The sequence below is a fragment of the Actinoallomurus sp. NPDC052274 genome (assembly GCF_040679475.1).
Lineage (GTDB): Bacteria > Actinomycetota > Actinomycetes > Streptosporangiales > Streptosporangiaceae > Actinoallomurus > Actinoallomurus liliacearum.
Genome location: NZ_JBFAUT010000029.1, coordinates 94,642 through 106,913, shown reverse-complemented (window position 1 = coordinate 106,913; position 12,272 = coordinate 94,642). Strand labels below are relative to the sequence as shown.

Genomic DNA, 12,272 nt, shown 5'->3' with positions numbered 1-12,272 from the left:
TGATGTCCGCCTTGTTCGGCGGGGCGATGACGTCGTCGATCGCGATGGTCACGCCGGAGCGGGTCGCCCACCGGAAGCCGGTGTCCTTCAGCGCGCCCGCGCCCTCCTGGCGGGCGCCGACGCGGGCAAGGTGCTGGCCGCGGTGCTGCCCGAGCCGGTCGACCACGTGCTGATCCAGGCCGACCTGACGGCGGTCGCCCCCGGCCCGCTCGTCAGCGACCTGGCCCGCGAGCTGGCGCTGGCCGCCGACGTCGAGTCGACCGGCGGCGCCACCGTCTACCGCTTCACGCCCACGTCCGTACGCCGGTCCCTCGACGCGGGCCGTGGCGCGGCGGAGCTGATCGACCTGCTGAAACGGCATTCGGCGACCGACGTGCCGCAGCCGCTGACGTACCTCATCGAGGATGTCGCCCGCCGGCACGGCCGGCTGCGGGTCGGCGTCGCCTCGGCGTACGTCCGCTGCGACGACCCGGCCGTGCTCGACGAGATCCTCGCGGACCGGCGGTCGGAACAGCTCCGGCTGCACCGCCTCGCGCCGACCGTCCTGGCCTCGCGCGCCTCCCGGAGCGAGCTGCTGGAGTCGCTGCGCACGCTGGGGTACGCGCCGGTGGCCGAGTCGCCGGAGGGCTCGGTCGTGATCACCCGTCTCGACGCGCGGCGCGCCGAGACGACTCACGGCACGTACGAGCCGGCGCACCACTCCCAGATCAGCGTCGCGGGCCCGGACGAGTCGGTCGTGACGGCCGCCGTACGCGCGCTCCGGGCGGGCGAGCGCGCCTCCCGGACCACCGCCCCGGCCGGCGCGCCGCCGCGCTCCCCCGCCATGGCGATGGTCAAGCAGCTACGGCAGGCCGCGGACCGGGGCGCCCGCGTGTGGATCGGCTATCTCGACCAGCAGGGCCAGGCGTCCAGCCGCATCATCGAGCCGGCCCGGGTGGAGGGCGGGTTCCTCACCGCGTACGACGCGACGCGGGCCGCCGTCCAGCGGTTCGCGCTGCACCGCATCACCGGCGTCGCGGAGGTCGACGGGTCGTCCTGAGCAGGGCCGTCCTGTTCGCCGTCGGTCACTCCGAGCGTTTGCCGAAGTCGGCGCTGCACCAGTGTTCCGGGCGGACCCGGAAGAGTGCGAGACCCTCGTCGCTGGTGCTCCGCAGGTAGCGGTCGCCGAGATCCTGTCCCAGGTACCGGTGGGCCAGTTCGGCGCGCTCGGCCTCGCCGGCCGGCTCGTCGACGGCCGTGACCGGCCCCTCGACGGTGACGTACCGGTAGGGCGGGTCGTCGTTGTGCACGCACAGCGAGACCCGGCCGGCCTCCCGGATCGACTCGGCCTTGCGGCTGTGCGCGCCGGTGATGAAGTACAGCTCGCCACCCGGCCGGTAGGCGTACCACAGGGGCGTCGTGACCGGCCCACGGTCGCCGCCGTCACCGGTGACGCTGAGCACGCCGATCCGCACGCCCGCCAGGAACGCCTCGCGCTCCTCGACGCTCATCACCTGGCTCACGCGGGGATCCTTACCGCGCCGCGCCCATCGCCAACGCCCGCGGCGGCAAAGATTCGGCGCGGATCCTCTCTGCGCGTCGCGCGGCCGGACGAGGATCCACCGGACATCCCCTAACCGCCCGCGTACCGGCCCGGGGTGACGCCGAAGGCGTGCCGGAACACCTCGATGAACGCGCTGGGGCTGCGGAAGCCGCTGGCGGTGGCGACCTCGGTGACCGAGGCGCCGGTGGCCAGCAGGGTGAGGGAGTGGTGCAGCCGTAGCTGGGCGCGCCACTGCGGGAAGGTCATCCCGGTCTGTTCCCGGAAGAGGCGGCTGAGCGTGCGTTCGGACGCTCCGACGGCCCGGCCCAGCTCCGCCAGCGTGCGCCGGTCCGCCGGGTCGTCGGTGAGGATGCCGGTGAGGTCGCGCAGCCGCGGATCGGCCGGGGAGGGCAGGCGCAGGGCGAGCGACTCGACCCGGCAGAGCTGGTCCAGGGCGACCGCCTGGAGGTTGCGCCGCTGCGGGTCGGTCAGTCCGGTGTCGTCGGTCAGCGCGACGATCACCTCGCGCATCAGCGGGGTGACGGCCAGGACGGTGGGCTCGTCGAGCCGGAGCGGATTGACCTCGGGCTCGAACAGCAGGGTGCGCATTTCGGTGGGGCCGTGCGCGCGGTGGGAGTGCGCCACCGTGGCGGGGATCCACACGGCGCGGTGCGGCGGGACCACCCAGGTGCCCGCGGCGGTCGAGACCTCCAGCACGCCCCGGCTGGGATAGATCAACTGGTGCCGCGCGTGGTCGTGCCAGTCGATCCGGGAACTGGGCGGCAGCGCTCTCCGGGTCGAGCCCTCGAGGTCGAGGCGGGAAACCGACATCGATCGGCAGAATAGCGGAAGCCCGCCGAGGTCACCGCTCGGGATCCTGTGGTCATGCCTCACTCAGGACTTCGATCATGAGCACCGACGAGCACGCCCCCGGCGCCGGAACCCTCGAGCGGCCGCCCGGCGACCCGCCCTCGCGACCGTCACCGTGGCGCCGCATGTGGCTGTGGGGGGTCGCGCACGCGGTCGACGACCTCTACCAGGGCCTGGTCCCCGCGAGCGTGCCGTACTTCGTGCTCGACCGGCACTACGGGTACGTCGCGGCGTCCGGGCTCACCATGGCCGCGACCCTGGGCAGCGCGGTGCCCCAGCCGTTCATCGGCCTCGCGGTCGACCGGATGCGGCTCGGCTGGCTGGCCGCCGCGGGCGTCGCGATCGCCGGGACGGGGCTCGGACTCGCGGGCCTCGCCGGTTCGTACTGGCTCGTCTGGACACTGATCCTGGTCTCGGGGCTGGGCGTGTCGATGTTCCATCCGGCGGCCGGCAAGGGGGCCCGCGAGACGGCCGGCGACAGCGCCGCCGCGATGAGCGTGTTCGCGGCGGGCGGCAGCGTCGGGTTCTTCATGGCGCCGGTGCTGGCCACCCCCGCGCTCATGTCGATGGGCGTCGGCGCCCTCGCGCTGTTCATCCCGCCCGCCCTGCTGGTCGGCTTCGTCCTGTTCCGGCGGCGGCCCCGGCAGGGGGCCGACGCCGCCGTGGCGACCGCCCGGTCGGGCACCGACCACTGGCCGCCGTTCCTCGTGCTGACCGGCATCGAGGTCGTACGCTCCGTGGCGTTCACCGGCGTCAACACCTTCATCGGGCTCTACTGGATCCGGCACCTGCACGCGTCGCGGGAGGTCGCGGGCGCGGCGCTGGCGTGCTTCCTCGTCGGCGGCGTCTGCGGGACGCTCCTCGGCGGCCGCATCGCCGACCGGATCGGCCTGGTCCGCACGGTCCAACTCGGCGGGGTCGTGGCCCTTCCCGCGCTGGCGGGTCTCCGTCTGGTCCCCGGGGCCGCCTTCCCGCTGCTGTTCGCGGTGCTGAGCGGCGTCGCGCTGAACATCCCGTTCGCGGTGCTCGTCAAGCTCGGCCAGGACTACCTGCCGACGCGGCCCGGTACGGCCGCCGGCGTCACCCTCGGGCTGGGGGTCAGTGTCGGCGGTCTGATCGCGCCGGTGTTCGGCCTGGTCGCCCGGGCGTACGGCCCGCAGGGAGTCTTCGTGGCCCTGTGCGGGGTCCCGGTCGCCGCCCTGGTGCTGGGCCGGTTCCTGGTCGAACCGAGCGGGGCCAACGGCAATTCACCATCACCACGGCAAGATGGAACCAAACGGTGATCGGATGAGTCGGATTTATCCGCCATGCTTGGCGTGTCGATTACATTCCTCGACCTACGAGCTGGGGGCTCTCCGTGACATGGCAGGACCCGTATGGGCAGTACGGCCAGGGCGGCCAGAACCCATACGGCCAGGACCCTTACGGTCAGCAGGGCCAACAGGGGTGGCAGCACACCCAGCCCGGCTGGCAGGACCCGTACGCCCAGCAGCAGAACGCGTACGGGCAGCAGGGGTACGGCTACTACGGGCCGCCCGGAGCGCCGCCCGCCGGCTCGAACGGGAGCGCGGTCGGGGCGCTGATCGCCAACATCGTCTCCGCCCTGTTGTGCTGCGGCGGCATCGCCTGGCTGCCCGGGATCATCCTCGCCGCCATGGCGATGAACCGGAACAACACCGACCCGCAGTCCGCCAAGCAGCTCAGCATGTGGTCGTGGATCTGCTTCGGGATCAACATCGTCCTGGTGATCGTCCTGTTCGTGGTGCTGTTCGCCATCGGCACGTTCAGCCACACGGGCGGTAGCACGCCGACGTACTGACCGATCGGGCGTGGGAAGCCTCACGGGGTCTCCGGCTGTTGGACACTGAGACCCCACCGCCAGAAAGGCATCACGTGACCGACGGCCCGCTGATCGTCCAGTCCGACAAGACCCTGCTGCTCGAGGTCGACCACGACGCGGCGAACGCCTGCCGGAAGGCGATCGCGCCGTTCGCCGAGCTGGAGCGCGCGCCCGAGCACGTCCACACCTACCGGATCACCCCGCTCGCGCTGTGGAACGCCCGCGCCGCGGGCCATGACGCCGAGCAGGTCATCGACGCGCTCATCACGTACGCGCGGTACCCGGTGCCGCACGCCCTGCTCGTCGACGTCGCCGACACGATGGGCCGGTACGGCCGGCTGCGGCTGGAGAAGCACCCGACGCACGGCCTCGTGCTCGTGTCGTCGGACCGCGCGGTGCTCGAAGAGGTGCTGCGCGCCAAGAAGCTCAAGGCGATGTTCGGCGAGCGCGTCGACGACGACAGCGTGGCCGTGCACCCCAGCGAGCGCGGCGCCCTCAAGCAGGCGCTGCTGAAGCTCGGCTGGCCCGCCGAGGACCTCGCCGGGTACGTCGACGGCGAGGCCCACGCGATCAGCCTGGAGGAGAACGGCTGGGAGCTGCGGACGTACCAGCGGGACGCCGCCGAGTCGTTCTGGCACGGCGGCTCGGGCGTCGTCGTGCTGCCCTGCGGCGCGGGCAAGACGATCGTCGGCGCCGCCGCGATGGCGCACGCCTCCGCGACCACGCTGATCCTCGTCACCAACACCGTCTCGGCCCACCAGTGGAAGCAGGAGCTGCTGCGCCGCACCTCGCTGACCGAGGACGAGATCGGCGAGTACACCGGCACGAAGAAGGAGATCCGGCCGGTCACCATCGCGACGTACCAGGTCCTGACCACGCGCCGGAAGGGCGTCTACGCGCACCTGGAGCTGTTCGACGCCCGCGACTGGGGCCTGATCCTGTACGACGAGGTGCACCTGCTGCCCGCGCCGATCTTCCGGATGACCGCCGACCTGCAGACCCGCCGCCGCCTCGGGCTGACGGCGACGCTGGTGCGCGAGGACGGCCGGGAGGGCGACGTGTTCTCGCTCATCGGCCCGAAGCGGTACGACGCGCCGTGGAAGGAGATGGAGGCGCAGGGCTGGATCGCCCCGGCCGACTGCGTCGAGGTCCGCGTCACGCTCACCGACTCCGAGCGCCTCGCCTACGCCACCGCCGAGCAGGAGGACCGCTACCGCTTCTGCGCGACCACCGCGACCAAGACGGCGGTCGTGGAGGCCCTCGTCGAACGCCACCGGGGCGAGCAGCTCCTCGTCATCGGGCAGTACATCGACCAGCTCGACGAGCTCGGCGAGCGTCTCGACGCGCCGGTCATCAAGGGCGAGACCAAGATCAAGGAGCGGGAGCGGCTGTTCGACGCGTTCCGCAGCGGCGAACTCCAGGTCCTGATCGTCTCCAAGGTCGCGAACTTCTCGATCGACCTGCCCGAGGCCGCCGTCGCCATCCAGGTGTCGGGAACGTTCGGGTCGCGGCAGGAGGAGGCGCAGCGGCTCGGCCGCGTCCTGCGCCCGAAGGCGTCGGGCAAGGGCGCGCGGTTCTACTCCGTCGTCGCCCGCGACACGCTGGACCAGGACTACGCCGCCCACCGCCAGCGCTTCCTGGCCGAGCAGGGCTACGCCTACCGCATCGTCGACGCCGACGCCGTCCACAGCGACGAGGACATCTGATCCGCCGGCGCGGGCGGCCCGCCAGGCCCTGCATCGGCGATTGCACCGGTGTCGCCGGTGACGCCGGGCTCAGTCGATGCGGAAGACCGGGACGGTGGCGGCGATGGCCTGGAGCCGCTCACCGTCGGCCTTCTTGATGTCCTCCTCGAAGAACCGGGCGACCTCCCAGCCCCACCGCTTGAAGTACTGGCGCAGCAGCGCCGGCTTGTCCTCGTCCGGCACCTCGGTGACCGTGATCGCCTCGGTTCGCCGGCCGAGCCGCAGCTCGCCCCCGCCGGCGGCGCGGATGTTGCGCACCCACTGGGTGTGGCCGCGCGGGGCGACCAGGTACCGGGTGCCGTCGTAGGTGAGCACGTTGACCGGGTTGGTGCGCCACTCGCCGCTGGCCCGCCCCCGTACGGCCAGGATGCGCGTGCCGAGAAGGCTGATCCCCTTGCGGGTCAGGAAGTGCACGAACCTGTTGAAGTAGACCTCGAACCCGGCGGCCTGAACGTGACGCGGCTGAACGGCGGTCATCTCGACTCCCTTATGTGAGCAGTGCTCTCGTCTGAGAGCAGTGTGCACCCAGAACATGGTCGAAAGCAAGAGCAGTGCTCTCGTATTTGTGCACCGATCTGTCCGCTGTCAGACTGGGGACATGAACGCGAGCCGCACCGCACGCGAGCGGGCCAGGTCCGAGCTGATCAGCGAGATCAAGGAGGCCGCCCGCCGCCAGCTCTCGGTCTCCGGCGCCCAGGGACTGTCGCTGCGCGCCGTCGCCCGCGAGCTCGGCATGGTCTCCTCGGCGCTGTACCGCTACTTCGCGAGCCGCGACGAGCTGCTCACCGCGCTGATCATCGACGCGTACGAGGCGCTCGCCGCCGAGATCGAGGCCGCCGACCGCGCCGCTCTCTCATCCGGCTTCCGGGGCCGCTGGGAGGCGGCCTGCCGGGCCACCCGCTCCTGGGCGACCGCGCATCCGCACGAGTACGCCCTCCTCTACGGATCGCCCGTGCCGGGCTACCACGCCCCCGAGGCGACCATCGCCCCGGGCTCCCGCGTGCCCACGGCACTCCTGGCCATCGTCCGCGACGCCCACGAGGCCGGCGCGCTGACCGTACGGACGGACGAGCCGCCCCCGCCCCCGGCCCTCATCGACCAGGCGGACCGGATCGCGGCCGTCCTCGCGTCCGATATCCCGCACAGCGTGGTCATCCGGAGCGCCACGGCCTGGACCCAGCTGTTCGGCATGATCACCTTTGAGCTGTTCGGCCAGTACGCCAACAGCCTCGACCCGGCTGACGCCTTCTTCGCCTACAGCGTCGACCGCCTGGCCGACCTGATCGGCCTCCGGGAGACCTAGCGGATTTCCGCCCCGGTTCTCCGTCGCTACGGCGACGAGAAGCCAGGGCGATAACCGCTGTGTGCGCCCCGAGAGCGTGCGAGGCTGCCAGCGTTGATCTGGCGCGTTATGCCCGCCACCACCTCGCCGAAGGCACTCACCGACGAGGGAGACGATGAACCGGAAGTGGGATGACGTCAAGCGGGAAGCCGCGCAGATCCGCGAGGAGCAGGGACGAGAGTTCACCGACGAGATGCGGGCGGTGATTCGGCGGCAGATGCTGGACGAGATCCACGCCTACGAGCCGGCTTCGGCGACGACTCTCGCATCGTCGCCTGAGCCGGAACGATGCGGATCACTGGCGATCGCTGCGCTCTATCGGCAGCGTTGGCCAGGGATCAGGTGGTGACGGCTACTTCTTGTTCTCCCTCAGCACCACGTCGATGGTGATGGCCGTTGAAATGACCAGGCTGCGCAGCGGGTCCGGGAGCTGGTACGGGATCTGGACCGCGTAGCGGTCGGCCGTCGTGAACCAGGCGGCGGCCAGCCCCTCCCACTGCTTGTTCACCCGGGCGACCTCGACGCCCTGCCAGTCGGTGATCGTGAAGTCCCAGGCGAAGAAGTCGCCGCGGATCTCGCCGAGCTGGCGGTCCTGCGGGTCGAGCAGCGTGAACCGCGGCCGGAGGCCGAAGTGGCACTGGATCGCGCCGATGGGCGCGCCGTTCGGCCAACTGATCTGCACCTTGGGCGTCACCAGGGCGAAGGGCTTGTCGATGATCAGCATCGGCATGCCATCGGGCCGTACGACGTGCAGAGTGTGCCGAGTGTTGCCCGAGTACTCCGAGAACATGAAGCGCATGGCCTTCTTGCCACCGGAGAGGTTGGGCTCCCCCACCGTGGCGACCGGCTGGCCCTGACCGTTGAAGACCGTGTACCGGGACTCGACGGCGAAGACCTTCTTGGGCTGCTCGACGAGCAGGATGGGGGAGTTGAAGAGATCCACGGCCGGAAGCTTACGACCTTGATCGGACCGATGTCCTAATGACTCCGCGCACCGTGGATCACCTGGTCGAAGACGGCGGAGGCCGACGCGGCCGGGGCCGGGACGCCCAGGGCGATCGGCCGGTACAGGGACGGGCCCACCACCACGTCCATGAGGAGGTCCGGGTCGATGTCGCCGCGCAGCAGGCCCTGGTCGATCGCCCGGCCGATCAGCGTACGCGCGTGCTCCCGGAGCGGGCGGACGAAGCGGCGGCGGTACTCCTCCGCGAGGACCGGATCCCCCGTGATCTCGGCGGCGAGGGCCGGGAGCGCCCGGCCGGCGACGGTATCGGCCAATCGCTCGTACGTGACCTCGAGCAGCCGGCGGAGGTCGTGCAGGGGGTCGCCGGTCTCCTCGATCGACCGGTCCCCCAGTTGCGCGGCGATGGCGTCGAGGACCATCTCCCCCTTGGACGGCCAGCGCCGGTAGATGGTCGGGGTGGCGGCCGTCGCCGTCGGAACGACCGGCCGCCCCGCCCTGTGGAAGCCGTACCTGCCGGCCGGGATGGCCGGGGTCATGCTGCTCAACGTGGCGCTTCCGCACGTCCCCGCGGCCGTCGTCGCGCGCGGCTACGCCCCCGGCCTCGTCACCGCGGTCGGACTCAACCTGCCGATCGGCCTCGCGGTGCTGCGCGGCGCGGTACGGGAGGGCGCGGTCACCCGGCGCGGCCTGCGCCGCACCGTGCCCGTGGCGCTCGGCGTGCTGGCCTGCACTCCCCTCGCCGTGGCCGCGACCCGGGGCAGCCTCGGCCCGAGGGGCCGGCTGAGTCCCGACCGGACATGCGAAAGGGGCGGTCCCAGCACCCGGGACCGCCCCTCAAGCGAGTGGGCTCAGAAGTCCATGCCGCCCATGCCACCGTTGGGGACGCCGGCCGGAGCCTGGTCATCCTTAGGCCGTTCGAGTGCCTCAGCAATGGCGGTGAACTCGGCGAGCGCGGCGGTGAGGTCTTCGACGATCTCGCGGGCGATGACGTCGGGCGGCAGGAGGCTGTCGGCGTCCTCCAAGCTCGGGTCTTTCAGCCAAGTGATATCGAGGTTGACCTTGTCGCGGGCGATCAGCTCCTCGTAGGAGAACGGTTTGAAGCGCTCGGTCTCCTCTCGGGTGTCGAGGGGTTCCCCGGGCCGATAGCACTTGACGAAGTCGTCCAGGTGCCCGCGAGTGAGGCGATTCTGCTTGAGGGTGAAGTGCTGGCCGGTACGGAAATCGTAAACCCACAGCGTCGAGGTCCACGGCGCGTCAGGCCGGGCCGGCTTCTTGTCGAAGAACAGCACGTTGGCCTTGACACCGCCCGCATAGAAGATGCCGGTCGGCAACCGCAGCAACGTGTGCACGTCGAACTGCTTGAGCAGCCTCCGGCGGATCGCCTCACCCGCTCCGCCCTCGAACAGCACGTTGTCGGGCAGGACGACGGCCGCGCGGCCGGGGATGCCGAGCATCGAGGCGATGTGCTGCAGGAAGTTGAGCTGCTTGTTCTTAGTGGTGACCCAGAAGTCCTGCCGGGTGTACTCGATGTCCTCCCGGTTGGCCCGGCCGTCTTCTCCCACCACGGTGATGGACGACTTGCGGCCGAACGGCGGGTTGGCGAGTACAACGCTCGGGTACTCGTGCGGCGCCTCGGCCAGCGCGTCCCGTACCTCAATCAGCGAACGGCCGTTGGGCTTGCCGATCCCGTGAAGCAGCATGTTCATCGCCGCGAGCCGGGCCGTACCGTCTACCAGCTCTATCCCCCGGATTCCTTCACCGGCCAGCCGGTCCCGCTGCTCGGGTGTCAGGTCTCTGCCGTGTTCCCGCTGAATGTAGTCGTGTGCCGCAAGGAGGAAGCCTCCCGTACCGCAGGCCGGGTCACAGATCGTGTCCTCCGGGCCGGGCCGGACACAGTCGACCATCGCGGCGATGAGCTCACGGGGCGTGAAGTACTGTCCGGCCCCGGACTTGACGTCCTCAGCACCCTTGGCCAGCAGTTCTTCGTAGGCGTCTCCCTTGACGTCGACGCCCTGGCGGGACCACTGCTCCTTGTCGATCAGATCGACGATCAGCCTCTTCAGCTTGGCCGGGTCCTGGATCCGGTTCTGCGCTTTCCGGAAGATGACCCCGAGCGTGTCACCTCGCTGCCCGAACGCACGGAGGATGTGGTTGTACTCGTCCTCCAGCGCCTGACCGTCCGCGTCCAGCAGCGACTGCCAAGCGTCCCCTACTGGGTTGAGCTGCACATCCGGGAAGCTCTTACGGGTGGCTCGCTCGTGCCCCATCTTCAAAAACAGCAGGAACGTGAGCTGCTCGACGTAGTCGATCGTGGAGACACCGTCGTCCCGCAACACGTCGCAGTAGTTCCACAGTTTCGCGACCAGCCGCCGCGTCTCCGGACTGCTCACAACAACGTCTCTTTCTGAGGAGTCTTATCGCCCTTGCTGCGCCGCGCCCGCCGCACCGGCCTCCGCACCGCCCAATCCGCCCGGATCCGCTCCAGCAATACCGACGCAGGCTCATCTGCCGGGTCCTGCTCTACCAGCCGCCCCGCGAACGCCTCCGCCAAGAGCGACTTTCGCAATCCTTGCGCTCGCTTCGAACCGACCTCTACCGCATTAGCGAAGCGCTGGATCGAATCGAGTCTTTCATTGACTTCGACAACGATGCGTTCTTGCTCTTCTAGAGGAGGAACCGGAAACTCAACGTTCTTCAACCGAGTCGCTGACAGATGGGCGATGTTCGTAGTGATGCGAACCTCACGGAGGAAACGCCCGGCATGCATGTGGCGGCGGAACACCAATAGCGCCCACTCTGGCAGGATGCCAGACCTGGAACGGAACCGCAGCAAGCTGTTAGTGAACGCCACACCCTCAGGGATCCCTCGGTACATCGCAGGGCGGCCGAGATACTCGGGACTCTGCCCTTCATTAAGGAGGATGTCCTTTTCTGCAAGACGGTAGCGTTCGAAAATATCCGGAGGGAAGTTCATTTCCATCAGATCGGACGCATCAATCCGATCTTCGAAGACATTAGCCACTCGCAGATACGGACGCATGTGTGGGCCGACGTGCCAGTCGGGATGCCGCGCCCGTCCGAGCTCAACTCGCCCAGCCTCAGCGACGGTTACCAGTCTCCAGTGATCAGGCCCTGGGACTGGCACCGCCTCTACCAAGACTCGCTTGGTCAGTAGCCTCAAGCGCCGAGCAACGCGACCTATTCCTAGATTCGCAGCCCCAAGGCGGGAGAGGTGATCTTCGATGGTGGCGACGATGCGGCGCTGCTCGACAAGCGGAGGAACAGGAATCGGAATTTGACGAATCCCAGACATACCCAGGCGCGGACGCCCGACACCCTTGATACGCGAAGCCGCCCAATCTCGAGTCGACGGCGCCATCAGCGCGTAAAGCACCCATCGAGTATCCATTTGAGGATGAATGCGTGCGCGGATGCAGTCAGCTTTTACTATGGCAGAGGTTCCCAAGTCTGGAGCGATGCATACTCGAGGGAGTTCTTCCCCCAACGACGCAAGTAGCAAATCGCCCGGCTGGACCTCATGGTCACATAGCTCTTCGAAATACTCCCTGCTGATGAATGCCTTTTCATCGCGGAAGACTCCATCACCGATGTTCTGGAGTCGAATGACACGCGCACCGGAAGTAGTGTAGTGACGTGTAGCCAGCTTCGATCCAAAGGGGCCATCGGTAATCGGACGTTTATCGACCGCGAGTATGTCTTCCAACGTCGCCCATGCCCAGCCAGAGGGAAGGTCGGTCATGCAGTCAGGCCCCGGTTCAGGTCGACAAAAAGGCTCTTGTATGGTCGTTCACTTAAGGGCACAGAAGGCCATTGACTCCGCTACGATCGGCGAAGAAATGCCTGTCGAGTGCGGTGTGGCCGTGCCAGCGTGGTTGGTAACCGTGCCGCGGAAGTCGTCCAGCCACCCGTGCTCGTCCGTTGTGCGCTCAACACCGCCCTGCTGCTTCATGAGCCAAGCAGCGTAGCGC

Annotated in this window: 13 protein-coding genes and 1 pseudogene; 7 read left to right on the top strand and 7 right to left on the bottom strand. The window is 69.2% G+C overall.

From position 1 onward, the window contains the following. Positions 1 to 142 precede the first annotated feature (142 nt). Positions 143 to 1,039, top strand: coding sequence for a helicase-associated domain-containing protein (locus AB0K82_RS24550; protein WP_364400758.1), 897 nt, complete (start codon positions 143 to 145; stop codon positions 1,037 to 1,039). 25 nt (positions 1,040 to 1,064) lie between these two features. Here AB0K82_RS24550 and AB0K82_RS24545 read toward each other — a convergent pair whose 3' ends face one another. Further along, positions 1,065 to 1,502, bottom strand: coding sequence for a pyridoxamine 5'-phosphate oxidase family protein (locus AB0K82_RS24545; RefSeq protein ID WP_364400756.1), 438 nt, complete (start codon positions 1,500 to 1,502; stop codon positions 1,065 to 1,067). 110 nt (positions 1,503 to 1,612) lie between these two features. Further along, the gene (locus AB0K82_RS24540) at positions 1,613 to 2,353 is read right to left on the bottom strand and encodes a helix-turn-helix transcriptional regulator (RefSeq protein ID WP_364400753.1); all 741 of its coding nucleotides are present in this window, start codon (positions 2,351 to 2,353) and stop codon (positions 1,613 to 1,615) included. A 77-nt stretch (positions 2,354 to 2,430) separates the two neighbouring features. Between AB0K82_RS24540 and AB0K82_RS24535 the strand changes: the two genes are divergently transcribed. The 3 genes from AB0K82_RS24535 to AB0K82_RS24525 all read left to right on the top strand — a co-directional run bounded on the left by AB0K82_RS24535 (position 2,431) and on the right by AB0K82_RS24525 (position 5,938). Next, entirely contained in the window at positions 2,431 to 3,675 is a 1,245-nt protein-coding gene (locus tag AB0K82_RS24535) for an MFS transporter (protein ID WP_364400750.1), read from the top strand. 74 nt (positions 3,676 to 3,749) lie between these two features. After that, entirely contained in the window at positions 3,750 to 4,211 is a 462-nt protein-coding gene (locus tag AB0K82_RS24530; RefSeq protein WP_364400747.1) for a hypothetical protein, read from the top strand. Between the two features lie 74 nt (positions 4,212 to 4,285). Continuing rightward, entirely contained in the window at positions 4,286 to 5,938 is a 1,653-nt protein-coding gene (locus AB0K82_RS24525; RefSeq protein WP_364400744.1) for a DNA repair helicase XPB, read from the top strand. 69 nt (positions 5,939 to 6,007) lie between these two features. On the opposite strand, the gene AB0K82_RS24520 is transcribed toward AB0K82_RS24525, so the two are convergent. Continuing rightward, complete coding sequence (locus AB0K82_RS24520) at positions 6,008 to 6,454, bottom strand: nitroreductase family deazaflavin-dependent oxidoreductase (protein ID WP_364400741.1); 447 nt, start codon at positions 6,452 to 6,454, stop codon at positions 6,008 to 6,010. Between the two features lie 121 nt (positions 6,455 to 6,575). Between AB0K82_RS24520 and AB0K82_RS24515 the strand changes: the two genes are divergently transcribed. Together AB0K82_RS24515 and AB0K82_RS24510 are read left to right on the top strand one after the other, a co-directional pair. After that, positions 6,576 to 7,280 carry a TetR/AcrR family transcriptional regulator gene (locus tag AB0K82_RS24515; protein WP_364400738.1) on the top strand — a complete coding sequence of 235 codons (705 nt, stop codon included), beginning with the start codon at positions 6,576 to 6,578 and terminating at the stop codon, positions 7,278 to 7,280. A gap of 154 nt (positions 7,281 to 7,434) precedes the next feature. Further along, a complete protein-coding gene (locus tag AB0K82_RS24510) occupies positions 7,435 to 7,668 on the top strand; it encodes a hypothetical protein (protein WP_364400735.1) in 234 nt (77 codons plus the stop codon). A 3-nt stretch (positions 7,669 to 7,671) separates the two neighbouring features. Here the strand turns inward: AB0K82_RS24510 and AB0K82_RS24505 are convergent, their stop codons facing one another. Together AB0K82_RS24505 and AB0K82_RS24500 are read right to left on the bottom strand one after the other, a co-directional pair. Next, positions 7,672 to 8,262 carry a phospholipid scramblase-related protein gene (locus tag AB0K82_RS24505; protein ID WP_364400732.1) on the bottom strand — a complete coding sequence of 197 codons (591 nt, stop codon included), beginning with the start codon at positions 8,260 to 8,262 and terminating at the stop codon, positions 7,672 to 7,674. Between the two features lie 35 nt (positions 8,263 to 8,297). Further along, complete coding sequence (locus tag AB0K82_RS24500) at positions 8,298 to 8,819, bottom strand: TetR-like C-terminal domain-containing protein (RefSeq protein ID WP_364400729.1); 522 nt, start codon at positions 8,817 to 8,819, stop codon at positions 8,298 to 8,300. On the opposite strand from AB0K82_RS24500, the pseudogene AB0K82_RS24495 reads away from it, so the two are divergent. Next, positions 8,779 to 8,865, top strand: a pseudogene (locus tag AB0K82_RS24495) (hypothetical protein); the annotation flags it as partial. The gene AB0K82_RS24500 and the pseudogene AB0K82_RS24495 overlap by 41 nt on opposite strands. A gap of 266 nt (positions 8,866 to 9,131) precedes the next feature. Here AB0K82_RS24495 and AB0K82_RS24490 read toward each other — a convergent pair. After that, on the bottom strand, positions 9,132 to 10,673 hold the full coding sequence (locus AB0K82_RS24490) for a class I SAM-dependent DNA methyltransferase (RefSeq protein ID WP_364400726.1): 1,542 nt from the start codon (positions 10,671 to 10,673) through the stop codon (positions 9,132 to 9,134). Then, positions 10,670 to 12,043, bottom strand: a complete 1,374-nt coding sequence (locus AB0K82_RS24485) for a restriction endonuclease subunit S (RefSeq protein ID WP_364400723.1) — start codon at positions 12,041 to 12,043, stop codon at positions 10,670 to 10,672. Before AB0K82_RS24485 ends, AB0K82_RS24490 begins: the two co-directional genes overlap by 4 nt. Positions 12,044 to 12,272 lie beyond the last annotated feature (229 nt).

What these genes read in the sequence shown, in the direction of transcription:
- AB0K82_RS24540 (WP_364400753.1), bottom strand. Translation starts at nt 2,353, where the DNA reads ATGTCGGTTTCCCGCCTCGACCTCGAGGGCTCGACCCGGAGAGCGCTG.
- AB0K82_RS24535 (WP_364400750.1), top strand. Translation starts at nt 2,431, where the DNA reads ATGAGCACCGACGAGCACGCCCCCGGCGCCGGAACCCTCGAGCGGCCG.
- AB0K82_RS24520 (WP_364400741.1), bottom strand. Translation starts at nt 6,454, where the DNA reads ATGACCGCCGTTCAGCCGCGTCACGTTCAGGCCGCCGGGTTCGAGGTC.
- AB0K82_RS24515 (WP_364400738.1), top strand. Translation starts at nt 6,576, where the DNA reads ATGAACGCGAGCCGCACCGCACGCGAGCGGGCCAGGTCCGAGCTGATC.
- AB0K82_RS24510 (WP_364400735.1), top strand. Translation starts at nt 7,435, where the DNA reads ATGAACCGGAAGTGGGATGACGTCAAGCGGGAAGCCGCGCAGATCCGC.
- AB0K82_RS24500 (WP_364400729.1), bottom strand. Translation starts at nt 8,819, where the DNA reads ATGACCCCGGCCATCCCGGCCGGCAGGTACGGCTTCCACAGGGCGGGG.
- AB0K82_RS24485 (WP_364400723.1), bottom strand. Translation starts at nt 12,043, where the DNA reads ATGACCGACCTTCCCTCTGGCTGGGCATGGGCGACGTTGGAAGACATA.